General features: G+C 63.1%; 22 protein-coding genes. 15 read left to right on the top strand and 7 right to left on the bottom strand.

Going from position 1 to position 18,296, the window contains the following annotated elements:
• Positions 1–89 precede the first annotated feature (89 nt).
• From DyAD56_RS18205 to DyAD56_RS18225, 5 genes are all read right to left on the bottom strand, one after another.
• A complete protein-coding gene (locus DyAD56_RS18205) occupies positions 90–869 on the bottom strand; it encodes a succinate dehydrogenase iron-sulfur subunit (protein WP_102304238.1) in 780 nt (259 codons plus the stop codon).
• A 21-nt stretch (positions 870–890) separates the two neighbouring features.
• Complete coding sequence (gene sdhA / locus DyAD56_RS18210; protein ID WP_102304240.1) at positions 891–2,678, bottom strand: succinate dehydrogenase flavoprotein subunit; 1,788 nt, start codon at positions 2,676–2,678, stop codon at positions 891–893.
• Positions 2,679–2,682: 4 nt separating this feature from the next.
• Positions 2,683–3,096: a succinate dehydrogenase, hydrophobic membrane anchor protein gene (sdhD, locus tag DyAD56_RS18215; protein WP_102304242.1), complete on the bottom strand. Its 414-nt coding sequence runs from the start codon at positions 3,094–3,096 to the stop codon at positions 2,683–2,685.
• A complete protein-coding gene (gene sdhC, locus DyAD56_RS18220) occupies positions 3,093–3,488 on the bottom strand; it encodes a succinate dehydrogenase, cytochrome b556 subunit (RefSeq protein WP_102304244.1) in 396 nt (131 codons plus the stop codon). The genes sdhD and sdhC overlap by 4 nt, the downstream gene beginning before the upstream one ends.
• Positions 3,489–3,573: 85 nt before the next feature.
• Entirely contained in the window at positions 3,574–3,741 is a 168-nt protein-coding gene (locus tag DyAD56_RS18225; RefSeq protein ID WP_102304245.1) for a DUF1674 domain-containing protein, read from the bottom strand.
• Positions 3,742–3,869: 128 nt separating this feature from the next.
• On the opposite strand from DyAD56_RS18225, the gene DyAD56_RS18230 reads away from it, so the two are divergent.
• Both DyAD56_RS18230 and DyAD56_RS18235 read left to right on the top strand, forming a co-directional pair.
• Positions 3,870–4,670 carry a folate-binding protein YgfZ gene (locus DyAD56_RS18230; RefSeq protein ID WP_102304247.1) on the top strand — a complete coding sequence of 267 codons (801 nt, stop codon included), beginning with the start codon at positions 3,870–3,872 and terminating at the stop codon, positions 4,668–4,670.
• Between the two features lie 461 nt (positions 4,671–5,131).
• The gene (locus DyAD56_RS18235; protein ID WP_199179033.1) at positions 5,132–5,566 is read left to right on the top strand and encodes a cell wall hydrolase; all 435 of its coding nucleotides are present in this window, start codon (positions 5,132–5,134) and stop codon (positions 5,564–5,566) included.
• A 71-nt stretch (positions 5,567–5,637) separates the two neighbouring features.
• On the opposite strand, the gene DyAD56_RS18240 is transcribed toward DyAD56_RS18235, so the two are convergent.
• Complete coding sequence (locus DyAD56_RS18240) at positions 5,638–6,090, bottom strand: glycine zipper 2TM domain-containing protein (RefSeq protein WP_102304250.1); 453 nt, start codon at positions 6,088–6,090, stop codon at positions 5,638–5,640.
• An 11-nt stretch (positions 6,091–6,101) separates the two neighbouring features.
• On the bottom strand, positions 6,102–6,683 hold the full coding sequence (locus tag DyAD56_RS18245; protein WP_102304251.1) for a glycine zipper 2TM domain-containing protein: 582 nt from the start codon (positions 6,681–6,683) through the stop codon (positions 6,102–6,104).
• 141 nt (positions 6,684–6,824) lie between these two features.
• Between DyAD56_RS18245 and DyAD56_RS18250 the strand changes: the two genes are divergently transcribed.
• From DyAD56_RS18250 to ccmD, 13 genes are all read left to right on the top strand, one after another.
• Positions 6,825–7,592, top strand: coding sequence for a TatD family hydrolase (locus DyAD56_RS18250; protein ID WP_102304253.1), 768 nt, complete (start codon positions 6,825–6,827; stop codon positions 7,590–7,592).
• A 96-nt stretch (positions 7,593–7,688) separates the two neighbouring features.
• Positions 7,689–8,180: a MarR family transcriptional regulator gene (locus DyAD56_RS18255; protein ID WP_233202612.1), complete on the top strand. Its 492-nt coding sequence runs from the start codon at positions 7,689–7,691 to the stop codon at positions 8,178–8,180.
• Entirely contained in the window at positions 8,177–9,682 is a 1,506-nt protein-coding gene (locus DyAD56_RS18260) for an efflux transporter outer membrane subunit (protein WP_102304256.1), read from the top strand. The genes DyAD56_RS18255 and DyAD56_RS18260 overlap by 4 nt, the downstream gene beginning before the upstream one ends.
• Positions 9,669–10,871, top strand: a complete 1,203-nt coding sequence (locus DyAD56_RS18265; RefSeq protein ID WP_102304258.1) for an efflux RND transporter periplasmic adaptor subunit — start codon at positions 9,669–9,671, stop codon at positions 10,869–10,871. Before DyAD56_RS18260 ends, DyAD56_RS18265 begins: the two co-directional genes overlap by 14 nt.
• A 21-nt stretch (positions 10,872–10,892) precedes the next feature.
• The gene (locus tag DyAD56_RS18270; RefSeq protein ID WP_102304260.1) at positions 10,893–12,443 is read left to right on the top strand and encodes a DHA2 family efflux MFS transporter permease subunit; all 1,551 of its coding nucleotides are present in this window, start codon (positions 10,893–10,895) and stop codon (positions 12,441–12,443) included.
• A gap of 150 nt (positions 12,444–12,593) precedes the next feature.
• Positions 12,594–13,097, top strand: coding sequence for a polyhydroxyalkanoate synthesis repressor PhaR (gene phaR / locus DyAD56_RS18275; RefSeq protein WP_102304262.1), 504 nt, complete (start codon positions 12,594–12,596; stop codon positions 13,095–13,097).
• Positions 13,098–13,200: 103 nt separating this feature from the next.
• A complete protein-coding gene (gene phbB, locus DyAD56_RS18280; RefSeq protein ID WP_102304263.1) occupies positions 13,201–13,962 on the top strand; it encodes an acetoacetyl-CoA reductase in 762 nt (253 codons plus the stop codon).
• Between the two features lie 124 nt (positions 13,963–14,086).
• Positions 14,087–15,487, top strand: coding sequence for an NAD(P)/FAD-dependent oxidoreductase (locus tag DyAD56_RS18285; RefSeq protein ID WP_102304265.1), 1,401 nt, complete (start codon positions 14,087–14,089; stop codon positions 15,485–15,487).
• Positions 15,480–15,899: a DUF3293 domain-containing protein gene (locus tag DyAD56_RS18290; RefSeq protein ID WP_102304267.1), complete on the top strand. Its 420-nt coding sequence runs from the start codon at positions 15,480–15,482 to the stop codon at positions 15,897–15,899. Before DyAD56_RS18285 ends, DyAD56_RS18290 begins: the two co-directional genes overlap by 8 nt.
• 111 nt (positions 15,900–16,010) lie before the next feature.
• Positions 16,011–16,649, top strand: coding sequence for a cytochrome c biogenesis heme-transporting ATPase CcmA (gene ccmA / locus DyAD56_RS18295; protein ID WP_102304269.1), 639 nt, complete (start codon positions 16,011–16,013; stop codon positions 16,647–16,649).
• A complete protein-coding gene (gene ccmB / locus DyAD56_RS18300) occupies positions 16,646–17,332 on the top strand; it encodes a heme exporter protein CcmB (protein WP_102304270.1) in 687 nt (228 codons plus the stop codon). Before ccmA ends, ccmB begins: the two co-directional genes overlap by 4 nt.
• A 4-nt stretch (positions 17,333–17,336) precedes the next feature.
• Positions 17,337–18,095, top strand: coding sequence for a heme ABC transporter permease (locus tag DyAD56_RS18305; RefSeq protein WP_102304272.1), 759 nt, complete (start codon positions 17,337–17,339; stop codon positions 18,093–18,095).
• Positions 18,092–18,277: a heme exporter protein CcmD gene (gene ccmD / locus DyAD56_RS18310; RefSeq protein ID WP_102304274.1), complete on the top strand. Its 186-nt coding sequence runs from the start codon at positions 18,092–18,094 to the stop codon at positions 18,275–18,277. Before DyAD56_RS18305 ends, ccmD begins: the two co-directional genes overlap by 4 nt.
• Positions 18,278–18,296 lie beyond the last annotated feature (19 nt).

Consider the following 18,296-nt stretch of genomic DNA (forward strand, 5'->3'; position numbering starts at 1 on the left):
CCCTTTTGCGAGCACCCAACCTTTATCCCCTTTTCGGGACTCACCCTAACCCTCTCCCCGGAGGGGAGAGGGAACAGAGCACGCCGTACTTACGTCCGACGCTCGACGATCAACTTCTTGATCTCCGCAATCGCCTTCGCCGGGTTCAAACCCTTCGGGCAGGTGCGGGCGCAGTTCATGATCGTGTGGCAGCGGTACAACTTGAACGGATCTTCCAAGTCGTCCAGGCGGGCACCGGTGTCCTCGTCACGGCTGTCGACGATCCAGCGGTAGGCCTGCAGCAAGATGGCTGGACCGAGGTAACGGTCGCCGTTCCACCAGTAGCTCGGGCAACTGGTCGAGCAGCAGGCGCAAAGGATGCACTCGTAGAGACCGTCAAGCTTCTTGCGATCTTCCGGCGACTGCAGGCGCTCGCGATCCGGTGCCGCGCTCTGCGTACGCAACCACGGCTTGATCGACGCGAACTGTGCGTAGAAGTGCGTGAGGTCGGGCACCAGATCCTTCACCACCGGCATGTGCGGCAGCGGGTAGATCTTCACGTCGCCGGAAGCGCAATCACTGATGGCCTTGGTGCAGGCCAGCGTATTGGTGCCGTCGATGTTCATGGCGCACGAACCGCAGATGCCTTCGCGGCACGAACGGCGCAGCGTCAGCGTCGGGTCGATTTCGTTCTTGATCTTCAGCAGGGCGTCCAGAACCATCGGACCACACGAAGCGAGGTCAACCTCGTACGTGTCGATACGCGGGTTCTGGCCGTCGTCCGGCGACCAGCGATAGATGCGGAACGTCCGCGACTTCTTCGCGTCCTTGGCCGGAAAATGCTTGCCCGGCTGGACCGTGGAATTCTTGGGTAGCGAAAACTCAGCCACAGTGGCTCTCCAGTCCGGGAATTAGTAAACGCGCTTCTTCGGCGGCACAACTTCGACTTCGTTCGTCATGGTGTACATGTGCACCGGACGGAAGTCGAAGTTGGCTTTGCCGTTCTCGTCGACCGCCACCAGCGTGTGCTTCTGCCAGTTGTGGTCGTCGCGGTCCGGGAAGTCTTCGCGGGCATGGGCGCCACGACTCTCCTCGCGCTGTGCTGCCGAGTACATGGTGGCCACGGCCTGATCAAGCAGGTTGGCGAGCTCCAGCGTCTCGATCAGGTCGGAGTTCCACACCAGCGAGCGATCGCTGACACCCACGTCCTTGAACGACTCGCGCACCTTGGAGATCTTCTCGCAGCCTTCCTTCAGCGACTCGCCCGTGCGGAACACGGCGGCGTCGGACTGCATGGTGCGCTGCATTTCCGCGCGAATCTTCGCGGTCGGGTGACTGCCCTTCGCATTGCGCAGGCTGTCGAAGCGCTCCAGTGCCTTGTCCAGCACGTTGGCCGGCAGATCCTTGTGCGGCGTGCCCGGCTTGACGATCTCGGCGCAACGGTTCGCCACCGCGCGGCCAAACACCACCAGATCGAGCAGCGAGTTCGAGCCCAAGCGGTTGGCGCCGTGCACCGACACGCAAGCCGCTTCGCCGATGGCGAACAGGCCCGGCACGACGGCGTCGACGTCGTCGCCACGCTTCTGCACCACTTCACCGTGATAGTTGGTGGGGATGCCGCCCATGTTGTAGTGGACGGTCGGGATCACCGGGATCGGCTCCTTGGTCACATCCACGCCGGCGAAGATGCGTGCCGACTCAGCGATGCCCGGCAGGCGTTCGTGAATCACGTCCGCGCCCAGGTGCATCAGGTTGATGAAAATGTGGTCCTTGTGCTCACCCACACCACGGCCTTCGCGGATCTCCATCGTCATGGCGCGGCTGACCACGTCACGCGAAGCAAGATCCTTGGCGTTCGGCGCATAGCGCTCCATGAAGCGCTCACCGTTGGAGTTGGTGAGGTAACCGCCCTCACCACGCACGCCTTCGGTAATCAGGCAGCCCGAACCGTAGATGCCGGTCGGGTGGAACTGCACAAACTCCATGTCCTGCAGCGCCAGACCCGCGCGCAGCACCATGCCACCACCGTCGCCAGTGCAGGTATGGGCCGACGTGGCGCTGAAGTAGGCGCGGCCGTAACCACCGGTAGCGAGCACCACCGACTGGCCACGGAAGAAGTGCAAGGTGCCTTCGTTCATGTCCAGCGCAAGCACGCCACGGCACACACCTTCCTCGTCGAAGATGAGGTCGATGGCGAAGTACTCGATGAAGAACGTGGCGTCATGCGCCAGCGCCTGCTGGTACAGCGTGTGCAAGATGGCGTGACCGGTACGGTCAGCCGCGGCGCAGGTGCGCTGCGCGGTGCCCTTGCCGTAATGCGTGGTCATGCCACCGAACGGACGCTGATAGATCTTGCCTTCCTCGGTACGCGAGAACGGCACGCCGTAGTGTTCCAGCTCGATGATGGCCGGAATCGCTTCGCGGCACATGTATTCGATGGCGTCCTGGTCGCCCAGCCAATCCGAACCCTTGATGGTGTCGTAGAAGTGGAAACGCCAGTCGTCCTCGCCCATGTTGCCGAGCGCGGCGGAAATACCGCCCTGCGCCGCCACCGTATGCGAGCGCGTCGGGAACACCTTAGTGATGCACGCGGCCTTGAGGCCCTTCTCGGCCAGGCCGAAGGTGGCGCGCAGGCCCGCGCCACCGGCGCCGACCACGATCACGTCGTACTTATGCTGTTGGATCTTGTAGCTTTCCATGGAATCAGGCTCCCAGCGCCACGCGCAGCACGGCCATCAGCGTGGCCAGCGTGCCGAGCACTGCAATGAACTTCACCAGCACCAGGAGGGCGACTTCCTTCCAGCGCGTATGCACGTAATCTTCGATAACGACCTGCAGGCCCAGCACGGCGTGCCAGCATACGGCAAGCACAAAGGCCACCAGCAGCAGGGCATTCCACGGCTTGGCGATGATGCTCCTGGCCGTTGCGTAGTCTGCGTGCAGTGCGCCCAGCACCGTCACCACAAACCAGATGGCAAGAAAGACCAGCGCCGTGGCGGTGACGCGCTGCGTCCACCAGTGGCCGACACCGGACTGTGCCGAGCCAAGGCCGCGGGCGCGCTTCAGGGGGTTGCGCAACAGCTTGCGCACGTCGTGTTGCTGACCGTTCGCGCTCATGCGACACCTCCGCACATCAGCACATAGGCCCAGACGAGGAGGGTCAGCACGATGCTGCCGCCGATCGACAGCCAGCTGGAGCGGATGAACTGCGGAATGGCGTAGCCCATGCCGCCGTCCTGGAACAGGTGACGGATGCCGTTGCACAGGTGATAGAACAGCGCCCAGGTCCAGCCAAACATCAGGATCAGACCGATCGGGCTACCGATGCAGGTCTTGAACTGGTTGTAGCTGTCTTCGCCGCTGGCCAGGGAGAACACCCCCCACAGCACAATCAGGGTTCCGACGGAGAGGGCTATACCGGTAGCGCGGTGCACGATGGAGGTCACCATCTGCACTTGCCACTTATATATGCCCATGTGGGGAGAGAGCGGTCGTTGCGTGTCTGCCATGGCGGCTATCCTGGGTGGAATCGCTAATGCCCTATACCGCCCTTCCCTTACCCGACGACGCCGGCGCGGAGCCGGCGCGGCGCGATCAGAAGTCGATACAGCGCCCGTTCTTTTCCCAATCGCCGTAGCGGGTGGGATCCGGGGCCGGTTGCTCCTTCGAAGTCTTTCCCGTGTCCGGAACAGCAGGCACGGCAGTCGGCTCCGCCGGAGCGGAAGCGGGCTTGGACTCAGTTTGGGAGGACGTATCGGACATGGTGTTTGAAAGCCGTAAAAGCGTAATACCTGCGTTAATGCAGCACAACCTTGACGGCGGTGCTTTCGTCTGCCAGTAGGGGTGGCGCCACTTGCATCTCCCTACCCCTGCCCTCACGTCGCATTTCTATGCCAACAGATTACACCGCCCGCACCCTGTTGCTCGAAGGCGCCGACGCCACGGCGTTCGCCCAGGCCCAATTCAGCAGCAATGTCCAGTCGCTCGCCATCGGCACGTGGCAGTTCGGCGCGTGGCTTGATGCGCAAGGTCGCGTGCTTGCACTGTTCCACCTTGCACGACTCGCCGACGACGTCCTGCTGTTGCTGTTGCGCGGAGGCGATGCCGCCTCCATGGCGCAATCGCTGCAGCGGTTCGTATTCCGCTCCAAGGTCAAACTGACCGTGCCCGAACCGCGCGCGCTCAGCACCGGCCCAGCGTTGGACACTTACGCTGCCCGTCGTGAAGCCGATGCCTACGTGCTCGGCTGCGGCGACCACAGCATGGTGATCGGAGCCTCACAGCCGGACGACGCATGGCGACAGCCACAGATTGATCTGGGCTGGCCGTGGTTGCCAAACAACACACTCGGCGCGCTGCTTCCGCAAGCACTCTCTCTCGAACGCCTGCAGGCAGTTGCGTTCGACAAAGGCTGTTATCCGGGACAGGAAATCGTGGCTCGCCTGCACTATCGCGGCGGGCTCAAGCGACATATGCATTGCGTCGTATTGTCGCGACCTATCGACAGCGGCACGGTGCTGCACCGTAGCGGCGAGAACGGCATTCAATTGCTCGATGTCGCTGGCGACGACGCAAGCATTCAGGCACTCGCTGTCATAGACGATGGTCTAATCCATGCGATTGAAAATGTCGCAAGCATCGACACCGACGAAGGCCTCTCGTTGCGCGTGACGCAGAGTTGGTCTGCGTGACAAAAAATACCAAACGCAAAGATTCACGATCAAATGACAATGTGAGCGTCGCGTGAACCTGAACTGCCAGGCACTTGCCAGATCTGAAATCGACCACTAGGCTCCGCCAACTAAATTAGACGACGCCCACAGCCCACGGGTGTCGACATACGCGACGAACCGGAGGGGTCCGGATCGGCGCGACCCGACAGAGATGTCGGTGTAAGTACCGCCCATGGCGCGGATACGTTGCAGGCACGAGGTCACTTAGTACCCGATGCAATGCCCTTGCAGCACAAAAAAGTTTTGAACGGCACCGGATCAGCCGCTCGACTGGCCACAATCCCGTGGCAAACCACCTAGCCACAAGTTTCGGCACAGGTGATCAATCCAGGTGGAACGGCCTGCCCGCCCGTCCACCGCAACGGCGTACGAAGTCAGTAGCACCGACTTCGCACGTACAGCACGTTGGAGGCAGATTAATGAAACTTTCGATGCTGTTGTGGTTAGCGTCCGTGCTACCCCAGCCCCTCGCGGACCAGACCTGCCTGGCCACGACGGTGTATCTCGAGGCACGCAGTGAGTCGACCATCGGCCAATATGCCGTGGCCGAAGTTGCCATGCGTCGCCGCGATCGCGGCACATGGGGCGACAGCGTTTGTGAGGTTGTGACCTCACCACGTCAGTTTGCACTGACAACAACCGCGAGCAGTTTTGAAGTAACCGATCTCAACTCCTGGACCAAGGCGTGGAAGATTGCTGGTGATTCGATCAGCAACTGGAGCCTTCCGCAGGGAGAGCGCACGGTGTACGTGCCACGAGCGGACGCTTTTGCCACGCTTGCAGTAACGCCACAGTGGTCCAACAAGCGCGTCAAGACCATCGGTGAGCACGCCTTCTACGCGGTCAACAACTAATCAAACCCCGCCCCAATAAAAAAGGCCCTCGCAAGAGGGCCTTTTCATTTGGACGTCTAGACGTCCACGAATTAAAGTCGATAAACGAGATTGTTGCGTATCTGCACATAGTCACCCGGACGAACCTGCGGGTCGGCAGCCTGGGTCACCGTTGCATAGCGACCATCATCAAGTTTGACAGTGACCTGCCACGCAACGTCCGGACCACCGGAATTCTTGCCCACCTGGTTGCCAATGGCGCCACCAGCCACTGCCCCGGCGACGGTGGCCAGCGTACGTCCGCTGCCACCGCCCACCTGATTGCCCAGCACGCCACCGGCAATGCCGCCGATAACCATGCCAAGCGGGGAAGACTCCTTCTGCGTCTGGATCTGGCGTATGTCGCTGACCACGCCACACTGCTCGCACCGATTGGAAGCACCGCTGTAAACCACCTGCCGTTGCGGTGGTGTTTCACATCCCGAAAGAAGCGCTACAGCCGAAACAAGTCCCACGACAGCCAAACGTCTAAGCAGTGTATCCATGGCGTGAATCCTCAGTGAGCGTCAGAAACGGCTACCACACCTTCCTGCACTTGCAGCCTGTCACCCGGGTCGTGGTCCATGCGCACAGTGCGGGTGACACCGTTGTACTCGTAACTTACATCGTATGCCACCACCCTATCGCCAGCGTTACCGGCCACCGTATTGCAGCGGCGCTGCGTCGTCTGCTGGGTCGCATTCTCCTGATGATTCTTCTGGATTTCGTGGCCTGCATAGCCACCACCTACCGCGCCCGCCACTGTTGCCAGCGTGCGGCCCTTGCCGCCACCGACCTGATTACCTAACAGGCCACCTGCCACGGCGCCAATGGCCGTGCCTGCGATCTGGTGGGTGTCCTGCACCGGCTTATGCGTGGTGACGACCTCGTCATGACACACCTGCTGCGACGCACTCGCAGCTTCGCGCACCGGCGTCACACTCACGACGCGCGCGTACTTGGCTCCGTCAGGAGCCCCTTGCTGCGCCACCCCACCTACGCCGCCATCGGCATTCGCGTCCTTGTTGCACGCGGAAAGACCCATCGCCAATACGCCGGCGAAACCCACATGCAGCGCCGAAACGACCAACCTGTTCATAATGCTCTCCTGATCTGGACCGGCGGAGCGCCCCCGCTCCTGCCTTAATTTCGATCCAGTACGAACATTGAACATGTAAAACACTGAATGTTCGCTTAGATCGAAGCCAACCATTCTTCCAAATTCAGGACACCCAATACTGTGCTCGAACTCACCGACAGCCACGCGCATATCGATGATGCGAGCTTCGCACCCGATCGGGAGGCCATGTTTCAGCGGGCGCGCGACGTTGGCGTGCGGCATATCATCGTGCCCGCCATTGACCAGGTATCGTGGCAGGGGATCGCCACGCTTTGCACTAACCACGCGGAAGCGCACCCCGCCTATGGTATGCACCCCATCTATATCGACCAGCATCGCCCGGAGCACATCGATGAGCTCCGGCACTGGCTGCAGACACATCGCGCCGTCGCCGTAGGTGAGATCGGGCTCGACTATTTCCTGCCCGAGCTCGACGTCGAACGGCAGCGCGAGTACTTCCAGCAGCAGCTGCGCATCGCCCGCGATATTGACCTTCCTGTCATCGTGCATGCACGAAAGGCCATGGACGAAGTCACCTCCACCATGCGCCGCATCGGCGGCCTGCGTGGTGTGGTGCACAGCTTTTCCGGCAGCCTGCAACAGGCCGAACGACTGTGGGAAATGGGATTCCATCTCGGCATCGGCGGACCCGTTACACATGAACGCGCTCAACGCCTCCGTCACATCGTCGCGACCATGCCTGTTGAACGATTGCTGCTCGAGACCGACGCCCCGGATCAGCCAGGCGCCCGTCACCGCGGCGAACGCAACGAGCCTGCCAACATCATCGAAGTGCTCGATGTGATCTCGCAGCTTCGTGGCGAAAGCCCCGAAGCTATCGCGAGCGCCACCACCCGGAACGCCCGAGAGCTCTTCGGGCTCGACTGAGTCTTGCGGGTTGCCAGAGGCCAGCGCTAGACTAAATACTTCACTGGCGAAATATCCTTTGGTGAAATGAAGCGAATGTCCGAGTGCCTCGCCCACATGGACGAGGGAATTGGCCGTGTGGGCGAGATCTTCCCGGACCTTCCCGTCCAGGAGGTGGTGCTGACACGCCTGTTGTTGCTGGTTGGCGGAAACCTGCTCGGTGAACTCGAGCGCGATCTCAAGCCTCACGGCCTGAATGAAAGCGACTTCCGCACGCTGATGATGATCTACAGCCGTGGTAGCGCGACGCCCACCGAACTGTGCGATTACGCGCAACAGGGCGCCACCAACATGACTCGCATCGCCAATGCGCTGGTAAAAGCCGGCTTGATCACGCGCGCCACCAGCGCCGAGGATCGCCGCCGCGTCGTGCTCAGCATCACTACCGCCGGCAAACGCTTGGTACGGAAGATCCTTCCGCCACTGTTTCCCAACGTCCACGGGGCTTTCGCCTCGCTGACGGCGAATGACAAACGCACGCTAGATCGCCTGCTCCGTCAGATTGCCGTCAACATCGACTCGCTCACCCAGCCGGACTCCCGTCCATGACTTCACACCGCCCCTCCCACCGCGGACTCGGCCGTCGCGCGCTGCTCGCCTGCGCCGTTGCACTCGCCGTCGCGGGCTGCTCCATCCCCGCCAAGCTGAATCGGCCGCCCATTCGCGACGATGTCCCGCTGGCCGGCCTCGACACAGGTCATCGCGCCGGCTGGCCCGATGCAGCCTGGTGGAAGCAGTACAACGACCCGCAGCTCGATCAGTTGATCGAACTGGCGATGAAGGATTCGCCGGATATCGCCCAGGCCCGTTCACGCGTGGATTCGGCGCAGCAGTCCATCCGGGCCGCCACCGCGCAGTCGGGGTTGAGTGTGAGCGGCAGCGCGCAGGTCGAGCGCCAGCGCCTGAGCGAAACGGGGCTGATCCCACCCAAGTTCCTCGGTTTCACCTGGTACAACCAGGGCGACATCGGCGTGCAAGCACAGTACGACTTCGATTTCTGGGGCAAAAAGCGCAACACCATCGAAGGCGCCGTAGACCAGGCGCATGCGGCGGAAGCGCAACACAGCACCGCAGCCCTGGCCATCCAGACCAATGTCGCCGACACCTATTTCGGCTGGCTCGCCGATCAGCTGCGCATCACGATCGCGAAGCAGGCCGTGCAGACGGCCGAACAGCTGGAGCAGATCGCGGCCCTGCGTGTGAAGCAAGGCGTCGATCGCCCGGACACCCTCCAATCGGCCAAGGCTCAGACGGCCTCGGCGCGGCAGATGCTGGTGGCGATAGAAAGCTCCGCCCACATCCGCCAGGCAGCGCTCGCCAGTCTGTGTGGCGTATCGCCCGCCCAGCTGCCTTCGCTGCAGCCACGCGCGCTACCCAACGTCACCACGGGGCTGCCTGACAATGTCGGCGTCGACCTGATCGCACGCCGCCCCGACATTGCGGCCAGTCTGTGGCAGGTCGAAGCTGCCCTACGGCAAACCGACGTGGCGCGCGCGCAGTTCTTCCCGGATATCAGCATCAGCGCCATGGCGGGGCTGTCGAGTATCGATCTCGACAAGATGTTCAGCTCAGGCAGTCGCGTGTTCGGCTTGACGCCGGCGCTGCACCTGCCGATCTTTACCGGCGGCTTGCTGGAAGCGAACTACGGCATCAGCAAAGCGCAGCTCGATACCGCTGTGGCGCAATACAACAGCACGGTGCTCGGCGCCGCGCGTGACGTCGCGACACAGAGCCTCACCGCCGATCAGATCGAGGGCCGCCGCAAAGAACAAGCCCGCGAGATCGACGCTAACAAGCAACTGCTCGCGAATGCACAGTCTCGCGTGCAACGCGGCGTGACGGATCGCCGTGAAACACTGAGCGCCCAGGCGCAGTTGCTGCAACAGCAGGACAGCGACGCGAGCCTGCAGGCCCAAGCACTTTCCACCGATATCTCGCTGATCAAGGCATTGGGCGGCGGTTACCGCGCCAGCATGCCTGAGCAGGCATCCAGCGACCGCCCCTCCTCCCCTTTGAACCTTTCCGGAGACGCCTCGAATGAGCGCCACTGATTCCGCCGTCAACAAGAACGACAACGACAGCGGCATGGCCGCCAAGGATCCGGCCAAGCGCCGCCGCGCGTTGCTGATCGTTACCTTCATCTTCCTCATCGCCGCTGCGGCATGGGCGTTGCTGTGGGTGTTTGTCTTCTCCACCCGGGAGAAGACCGACAACGCCTACGTGAACGGCAACCAGGTGGCGATCTCCGCACAGGTGCCGGGCATCGTGGTAGCCATCCTTGCCGACGACACGCAGCGCGTGGAAGCGGGCCAGATTTTGGTGAAGCTCGACAGCACCGATGCGGACGTCCGCCTGCAGCAAAACAGCAGCGCGCTCGCCCAGGCCGTTCGCCAGGTGCGCCAGCAGACCGAATCGGCGAACAGCGCTGATGCCCAGGTGGCCAAGGCCCGCGTGGATCTGAAGAAGGCCGAGGCCGACCTTGCGCGCAGTGCCCCGCTGGTCGCCGCCCAGGCCGAAGCACCGCAGAACGTGCAGCACCTGCGTGATGCCGTCGATCAGGCGCGTGCCTCGCTGGATTCCGCCGTTGCTCAGGCCGCCGCGTCACGCGCCGTCATTGAAGGTACGCAGATCGCCAACAACCCAGCCGTGGAACAGGCTCGTGCGAATTTCCGCGCCGCCTGGATCGCCGCCCAGCGCAACAACATCTATGCCCCGGTTACCGGCTATGTCGCCCAGCGCAGCGTGCAGGTCGGCAACAGCGTGCAGCCGGGCCAGCAGTTGATGAGCGTGGTGCCACTGCACGACCTGTGGATCGACGCCAACTTCAAGGAAAACCAGCTGCGCCATATCCGCGTAGGCCAGCCCGCCAAGATCGAGGCCGACGTCTACGGTGGCAGCGTGGAATTCCACGGCAAGGTGATCGGCCTCGGCGCTGGCACCGGTAGCGTGTTCTCGCTGCTGCCTGCGCAGAACGCCACCGGCAACTGGATCAAAGTGGTGCAACGCGTGCCGGTGCGCATCGCGCTCGACAACAAGGAGCTCGACGATCATCCGCTACGCGTCGGCCTGTCCACCGACGTCTCCGTGGACATCACCAACGACAAGGGTGAGATGAACGCCGCGCAAGGCAACGGCCAGCCGATCGCGCAAACGACGGTCTACGATCAGATGGCCAGCAAGGCCGACGAAGAGGCCGAGAAGATCATCAAGGCCAACCTCAGCCCCCGCGACGCGAACTGACGATCCGACGGAAACGCCGCCATGGCTGCCAACCCCTCCGAAGCCAAGCCGCTGCCGCCGTTGCACGGCACTGCGCTGGTCCTGCTTACCATCGCGGTCGCATTCAGCACCTTCATGGAGGTGCTGGACATGACGATCGTCAACGTCGCCGTGCCTCATATCGCCGGTAGCCTTGGCGTCAGCGCCAACGAAGGTACGTGGACGATCAGCTCCTACTCGCTCGCCAGCGCCATCATGCAGCCGTTGACCGGCTGGATCGCGCGACGCTTCGGCGAGGTGAAGACCTTCGTGGTCTCCGTCGCCCTGTTCGTGATCTTCTCGATGATGTGCGGCCTCGCCACATCGATGCCGATGCTGGTGTTCGCCCGCCTCATGCAGGGTGCTGGCTCCGGCCCGATGGTGGCGCTGTCGCTCACTCTGCTGCTGGCGAGCTATCCGAAGACTAAGCAGGGCATTGCGCTGGCGCTATGGGCGATGACCGTGGTGGTGGCGCCGATCTTCGGCCCCATCCTGGGTGGCTGGCTCACGGACAACTTCTCGTGGCCCTGGATCTTCTACATCAACCTGCCGGTGGGCCTGGCCGCGGGTGTCATCACGTGGACGCTGCTGCGCAAACGTGAAACAAAGACGTTCCAGTCGCCGATCGACGTGGTCGGCCTGGTGTTGCTCGTGGCCGGCGTGGGCTGCCTGCAGTTCATGCTCGATAACGGCAACGACCATGACTGGTTCGCTTCGCCGCTGATCGCCACGCTGGGCATCGTCGCGTTGCTATGTCTCACCTTCCTGGTGGTATGGGAGCTGCACGCCAAACATCCCGTGGTCGAACTGAGCCTATTCAAACAACGCAACTTCACGGCGGGCGTCATCGCGCTGTCGCTGGGCATGTTTGCCTTCTTCGGCATCAACGTGGTGTTTCCGTTGTGGCTGCAGACCACGCTGGGCTATACGGCGACATGGGCAGGTCTGGCCACCGCGCCGGTCGGCATCCTTGCCTTCCTGTTGTCACCGATCATCGGTCGCAACATGCAGAAGCTGGAACTGCGCGCAGTGGTGACGTTTGCCTTCGTGGTGTTCGCAGGTACCTCGTACTGGTTCTCCACGTTCGACAGCTCGGCGTCATTCTCCACGCTGGTGTTGCCGCGTTTCGTCATGGGCGTGGCGATCCCCTGCTTCTTCATCCCGCTCAACCAGATCTACCTATCGGGGCTCCCTGCGCACGAGATCGCCAGCGCCAGCGGCTTGGCCAACTTCTTCCGTACGCTGGGTTCTAGCGTGTCCACAGCGGTCACGGTGACCCTGTGGCAGCACCGGGGCATCCTGCATCACGCCAACCTGACCGAGAACGTGACCAGTGCCAGCCAGCCAGCCACGCAGATCGTGGGGCAGCTGACCCACGGCGGCCTGGCACAGACGCAGGCGCTGGGGGTCGTGGATCAGTTGGTGAACAAGGAGGCGCTGACCCTGGCGGTGAACGACGTCTTCCTACTGTGCGCCATCCTGTTCGTCGTGCTGATTCCGGTGATCTGGCTAGCCAAGCCACCGTTCGGCTCCGCGGGCGGCCCGGCCCACTGATCGGGCGTGCCGGATTGCCCTCAATCCGGCACAAACCGGCACAAACCAGCATGTAATTGATCTAACAGGAAATGCTGCAACTAGCCAGTGCAGCAATGAATACCAGTTGGGCGACTGGTGCGCCGCAATACCTTCTGCTAGTTTGTGTGCATGGCACAAACGATCCGCACCATCAAGAAGTATCCGAACCGTCGGCTCTACGACACGGAAATCTCTAGCTACATCACGCTGGAAGAGGTCCGTCAGCTGGTGTTGGACGGCGAAACCTTTGAAGTCCGTGACGCCAAGAGCGGCGAGGACCTCACCCGCTCAGTCTTGCTGCAGATCATCTCTGAGCATGAGGAAAAGGGGCAGCCGATGCTGTCGCCCCAGCTACTCAGCCAGATCATCCGCTTCTACGGCGACTCGCTGCAGGGTTTCATGGGCCCGTACCTGGAACGCAGCCTGCAGGTCTTTCTCGACCAGCAGCAGCAGTTCCGCACGCAGCTCAACAGCCTGCTCGGCCAGACACCCTGGTCCATGCTCAACGACCTGACTGAGCGCAACATGGAAGCGTGGCGCAACATGCAGCGTGGCCTGATCGACACGGCTGCGCAGACCAATACGCAGGCCAACCCGACGCCACGCGGCACCACCACCAAGAAGCCGGGCTGATCCAGCCCGCTTACGGCGGCCCGCATCGCGAGCCGCCCTTCCGTCTCATCTACCGCTGCAGCACAACACGTGCTGCCCTGCGGCATGTGCACGAGTCCTTCACATGACAAATCACACTCGCACACCGCGCGTCGCCCTCGTCACGGGCGGCATCGGCGGCCTTGGCACCGAGATCTGCCGTCAGCTGGCTCAGTCCGGCCGTCAGGTCATCGCCGTCGATCTAGGCGCTCGCGAGGAACGGCTCGCTGCCTTCCGACGTGAAACGGCCGATCTCGATGGGGCAGTGAAGTTCGAAGCCGCCGACGTCAGCCAGTTCGACAGCTGCGCCAAGCTCATTGGGCGCATCGAGCAGGACCACGGCAGCGTAGACATCCTGGTAAACGCCGCCGGCATTACCCGCGATACCAGCCTGCGCAAGATGACGCCGCAGCAGTGGCATGAACTGATGCGCGTGAACCTGGACGGCGTGTTCAACATGTGCCGCAACGTGGTGGAAGGCATGAGCACGCGCGGTTTCGGCCGCATCGTGAACTTAAGCTCGGTCAACGGACAGACGGGCCAGTTCGGCCAGACCAACTACTCCGCGGCCAAGGCCGGCGTGCATGGCTTCGGCATGGCGCTAGCGCGCGAAACGGCGCGCAAGGGCATCACGGTGAATACGGTGTCACCGGGTTATTGCGATACGGCGCTGGTCGCTGCCGTGCCGCAGGACATCCGCGCACAGATCATCGCGGATATCCCGGTCGGCCGCCTTGGCTCGCCGGGCGACATCGCGCGGGCCGTCACCTTTCTCACCGCCGACGACGCCGGCTACATCACGGGCGCCAACCTGCCGGTCAACGGCGGGTACTTCATGAGCTTCTAAGAAAGTCTCACGGTGCATGCCTCCACGCGGCGAGTGAAATCTTGCCGCACTGCGCATCGCCCCGCCCGCCCCTGACCCGCTACTCTTGGCGCTTTACGTGGTTGCCACCTAGCAGCGGGATTCCATGGCGAAGCACATCACTCTTATTGGCGGCGGCCTGGTCGGCGCCTTGCTTGCGCAGCAACTGGCGAAACGTGGTTTCGCTGTCGACGTTTTCGAGAAGCGCCCCGACCCACGCGTCGCCGGCTTCACCGGCGGCCGCTCCATCAATCTCGCCCTTGCCGAACGTGGCCTGCAGGCATTGCGCGAAGCGGGCCTCGCTGACGACGTGCTGCAACGCGCCGTCATGATGCGCGGCCGCATGGTGCATACGCGCGACGGCCGCTCCGGCTTGCAGCGTTACGGCGTGGACGACAGCGAAGTGATCTGGTCGGTGTCCCGTGGCGCGCTCAACATGCTGCTGCTGGACGCCGCCGAAGCCTCCGGCGTGAACTTCCATTTCGGCCAGTCGCTGGCCAGTGCGGATTTCGATGGCCGCCGCATTCAACTCGTTGATGAGCAAGGCGTGTCGCGCGAGCTCGATGCGCCCGTCGTCATTGGCGCCGATGGCGCCGGCTCCTCCCTTCGTTCGGCCATGAACGCTTACGCCCCCTTGGGCGAGCGCGTGGAATCGCTGGGCCACGGCTACAAGGAACTGGAAATTCCCCCGGCGGGTGGATTGTCTGCCGACCTCGTCGGCCTCAGCGGCGGGCACGATCAGTTCGCGTTGGAACCGCATGCGCTGCACATCTGGCCGCGTGGCGGCTATATGTGTATTGCCCTGCCCAACACCGAAGGCAGCTTCACCGTCACGCTGTTCCTGCCAGCGCATGGGCCACACCCGAGCTTTGACACACTGGGCGGTGCCAGCAGCGCGCGCGCGTTCTTCGAGGAAGACTTCCCCGACCTGCTGCCGCTCATTCCCGATTTCGCCAACGACTACGACAGCCACCCCGTGGGCACGCTGTCCACGCTGTATCTGGAACGCTGGCACCTGGATGGGCGCGCGTTACTCGTCGGCGATGCTGCGCACGCTATCGTGCCGTTCCACGGCCAGGGCATGAACTGCGGTTTCGAGGACACCGTGGTACTGGCCGCGTTGCTGGCCGAAGCGCCGAACGACACGGCCGACGTGTTCGCCGAGTTCCAGCGCATCCGCCAACCCAACAGCAACGCCATCGCGGCGATGGCCCTGGAGAACTACGTGGAAATGCGCGACTCGGTCGCCGATCCGCACTATCTGGCCAAGCGTTCGCTCGGTGCGCTGCTGGCCGAACGCGCGCCCGATCATTTCATGGCGCGCTATCGCATGGTCACCTTCACCCACCTGCCCTACGCCTACGCCTATGAGCGCGGCCGTGCGCAGGATATGTTGCTGGATCAGTTGCTACGCGGCTCGACCGATGCGGCCTCGGTCGACCTCATGGCCGCCATCAACGCCCTTCGCGCCACGCTTCCGCCGCTGCCCGACCTGCGGCATGGATGAAGCACTGCACGCCGCGTACTTGGCCACTGACTATCGAGTGCGTCTGGCGCGCGGCGGCTGGGCTGCCATCCACATCGACCAGCCCCTGCCATCGGCTCTCAAAGAGTTGGCCGGGGAGAATCCGTGGGGATTCATCACCGCGTGGAATCCACGTTCCTTACCGACACCCCGGCCGCAAAACAAGACGGCCCAGCGGGCGCTGTTCGAGGTATTGCGCGCCATTCCGGAAACTGTCGCGATTCGCCCCGGTCTGGGCGTCGCCCGCACAGGACAGTGGGCTGAGCCCAGCTTGTGGGTTGTTGGGCTGGGCACCGCCGCCCTCGATCCCCTAGCGGCGCTTTTCGGGCAATTCGGATATGTGCACGGGCAAGGCGCGTCCCCAGCCAAGTTACGTCTTATGTCCTTGGCCTGAGGGACTTTTCATGATGCCGGAATCCCCCGTCCCAGGACCTGCGCAGGCCAGTCTCGTTGGCGTCACCCCGCCGCATGGACAAGGCCGCCGGGCTTTGCGGACAATCGACCGATGACTGCCCCCAACGCCGTCGCCACGCCTCTGCTGGAGGCCCGGGCGCTCACCTTTTACCGCCAGGACGAACCCGTGTTCGGCCCGCTGGATTTTCGCCTTCACGAGGGCGAAGTGGCGTTGGTGGAGGGCGACAACGGCAGCGGCAAGACGACATTGCTGCGCATCCTCGCCGGTTTGCTGCACATCGACGAAGGCGCGCTCGACTGGCGCGGCCAGCCATGGCGCCGCGTCCATCATCTGGGCGATACCCTGTTCCTCGGCCACCACCTCGGCTTGAAGGGTGATCTCAGCGCGAGAGAGAACCTCACCGTCGCTGCCGGCTTGTACGGCGCACGCGACGGGCACACGGTGGATGGTGTGCTCGCTGACATCGGTCTCGCCGGTTACGAAGACGAACCTGTGCGGCGGCTTTCCGCAGGCCAGAAGAAGCGCGCCGCACTCGCGCGCCTGCTCCTGTTGCCGGCCACGCTGTGGTTGCTGGACGAGCCGTACGCCAACCTCGATCGCACCGGCATCGAACTGGTGAATCGCCTGCTCACCCAGCACGCCGCAGAAGGTGGCGCAGCCCTGGTGACCAGCCATGGCGCCGTGAGCTTTCTCAACGGCGAGCCCAAACGGATACGCATGCACGCATGAGCCACGCGCCGCTCGCCTCCGCCTGCGCCGCCGTGCTGCGCCGCGATCTCACCCTGGCCTGGCGTCGCCGTGGCGACATCGTCATGCCGGTGCTGTATGCGCTGATCGTCATCACGCTGTTCCCGTTCGCCCTGGGGCCGGAGGATGCCCTGCTCCAGCGCATCGCGGGCGGTGCCGTGCTGGTGACCATGCTGCTCGCCATGCTGCTGGCGCTCGATGCCATGTTCCGTAGCGACATCGAAGATGGTTCGCTCGAACAGCTGATGCTGTCACCGCAGCCGTTGGCGTTGATGATGGGCATGAAGATTCTCGCGCACTGGATCACCACCGCCCTGCCGCTCATCGTCATCGCACCGCTGTTGGCCGGCATGCTGCATTTGCCGACGTCAGTGATGCCGGTGCTGGTCTATGCACTGCTGCTGTCTACACCCCTGCTGAGCCTGCTTGGCGCGGTGCTGGTGGCGCTGACGGCCGGCACGCGACGCTCTGGTATGCTGCTGGCGCTGATGTTGCTGCCGCTTTGCGTACCCGTGGTGATCTTTGCCGCAGGCGCTGTCGCCGCGGCTCAACAGGGGCTGCCGTGGCTTGCGCCCATCGCCTGGCTGGGTGCTGCGCTGGTCATGGCGCTGGTGCTGGCTCCGCTGGCCTGCGCCACCGCCCTCCGCATAGCTCTGGACGCATAAGACGATGGCCAACTGGATCCCACTCTGGGTTCACAAGCTCAGCTCGCCGCCAAACTTCTACCGTTTCGCCGGTGCAGTGCGTCCATGGGCGCTGGGCCTTGCACTGATACTGGGCGCTATCGCGCTGTACGGCGGTCTTGTACTGGCACCCGCCGACTACCAGCAAGGCGATGCCTACCGCATCATCTTCATCCACGTACCCAGCGCCTGGATGGGCCTTTTCATCTACGGCTTGATGGCCGTCGCCTCGTTCATCTCACTGGTATGGCGCATCAAGCTGGCCGAAGTGGTGGCGATGGAATCGGCCCCCATCGGTGCGGCCTTCACCTTCATCACCCTGGTTACTGGCTCGCTGTGGGGCAAGCCGATGTGGGGCACGTGGTGGACATGGGATGCGCGCCTTACTTCCGAACTGGTGCTGCTGTTCCTGTATCTGGGTGTGATCGGCCTGTACCACTCATTTGAAGATCGCCGCCAGGGCGCGCGCGCCGCGGCTTTCCTCGCCATCATCGGCATCATCAACGTGCCGATCGTGCACTTCTCAGTGAACTGGTGGAACACGCTGCACCAGGGTTCCACCGTGCGCATCCTCGGGCCGTCAAAGATCAGCACCGACATGCTGTGGCCGCTGCTGACCATGATGGTTGCCACCAAGTTCTATTACATCGCCAGCCTGTTCGGGCGCGTGCGTACCGACTTACTTTCGATGGAAAGCGGCAAGGATTGGGTGCAGCAGATCGTAGAAAAGGAGGGCAATGTATGAGCGCCTTCTTTGCCATGGGTGGCTACGCCATCTACGTGTGGCCGGCGTACGCGGTGTTCTTCATCGTGCTGATTGCCGACTACATCAACCCGTCGCTGCGCCGCCGCCGCAACCTGCGCGAACTTCGCAGCCGCATGGCGCGGCAAGCTGCGCGCCAGCAACGCAACCCAACGTCGCCCTGAGCGCACTTACGCAAATGAG

It is taken from the genome of Dyella sp. AD56 (genome assembly GCF_002878475.1).
Classification (GTDB): domain Bacteria; phylum Pseudomonadota; class Gammaproteobacteria; order Xanthomonadales; family Rhodanobacteraceae; genus Dyella.

What these genes read in the sequence shown, in the direction of transcription:
- sdhA (WP_102304240.1), bottom strand. Translation starts at nt 2,678, where the DNA reads ATGGAAAGCTACAAGATCCAACAGCATAAGTACGACGTGATCGTGGTC.
- sdhD (WP_102304242.1), bottom strand. Translation starts at nt 3,096, where the DNA reads ATGAGCGCGAACGGTCAGCAACACGACGTGCGCAAGCTGTTGCGCAAC.
- sdhC (WP_102304244.1), bottom strand. Translation starts at nt 3,488, where the DNA reads ATGGCAGACACGCAACGACCGCTCTCTCCCCACATGGGCATATATAAG.
- DyAD56_RS18225 (WP_102304245.1), bottom strand. Translation starts at nt 3,741, where the DNA reads ATGTCCGATACGTCCTCCCAAACTGAGTCCAAGCCCGCTTCCGCTCCG.
- DyAD56_RS18230 (WP_102304247.1), top strand. Translation starts at nt 3,870, where the DNA reads ATGCCAACAGATTACACCGCCCGCACCCTGTTGCTCGAAGGCGCCGAC.
- DyAD56_RS18235 (WP_199179033.1), top strand. Translation starts at nt 5,132, where the DNA reads ATGAAACTTTCGATGCTGTTGTGGTTAGCGTCCGTGCTACCCCAGCCC.
- DyAD56_RS18240 (WP_102304250.1), bottom strand. Translation starts at nt 6,090, where the DNA reads ATGGATACACTGCTTAGACGTTTGGCTGTCGTGGGACTTGTTTCGGCT.
- DyAD56_RS18245 (WP_102304251.1), bottom strand. Translation starts at nt 6,683, where the DNA reads ATGAACAGGTTGGTCGTTTCGGCGCTGCATGTGGGTTTCGCCGGCGTA.
- DyAD56_RS18255 (WP_233202612.1), top strand. Translation starts at nt 7,689, where the DNA reads ATGGACGAGGGAATTGGCCGTGTGGGCGAGATCTTCCCGGACCTTCCC.
- DyAD56_RS18260 (WP_102304256.1), top strand. Translation starts at nt 8,177, where the DNA reads ATGACTTCACACCGCCCCTCCCACCGCGGACTCGGCCGTCGCGCGCTG.
- DyAD56_RS18265 (WP_102304258.1), top strand. Translation starts at nt 9,669, where the DNA reads ATGAGCGCCACTGATTCCGCCGTCAACAAGAACGACAACGACAGCGGC.
- DyAD56_RS18270 (WP_102304260.1), top strand. Translation starts at nt 10,893, where the DNA reads ATGGCTGCCAACCCCTCCGAAGCCAAGCCGCTGCCGCCGTTGCACGGC.
- phaR (WP_102304262.1), top strand. Translation starts at nt 12,594, where the DNA reads ATGGCACAAACGATCCGCACCATCAAGAAGTATCCGAACCGTCGGCTC.
- phbB (WP_102304263.1), top strand. Translation starts at nt 13,201, where the DNA reads ATGACAAATCACACTCGCACACCGCGCGTCGCCCTCGTCACGGGCGGC.
- DyAD56_RS18285 (WP_102304265.1), top strand. Translation starts at nt 14,087, where the DNA reads ATGGCGAAGCACATCACTCTTATTGGCGGCGGCCTGGTCGGCGCCTTG.
- DyAD56_RS18290 (WP_102304267.1), top strand. Translation starts at nt 15,480, where the DNA reads ATGGATGAAGCACTGCACGCCGCGTACTTGGCCACTGACTATCGAGTG.
- ccmA (WP_102304269.1), top strand. Translation starts at nt 16,011, where the DNA reads ATGACTGCCCCCAACGCCGTCGCCACGCCTCTGCTGGAGGCCCGGGCG.
- ccmB (WP_102304270.1), top strand. Translation starts at nt 16,646, where the DNA reads ATGAGCCACGCGCCGCTCGCCTCCGCCTGCGCCGCCGTGCTGCGCCGC.
- DyAD56_RS18305 (WP_102304272.1), top strand. Translation starts at nt 17,337, where the DNA reads ATGGCCAACTGGATCCCACTCTGGGTTCACAAGCTCAGCTCGCCGCCA.
- ccmD (WP_102304274.1), top strand. Translation starts at nt 18,092, where the DNA reads ATGAGCGCCTTCTTTGCCATGGGTGGCTACGCCATCTACGTGTGGCCG.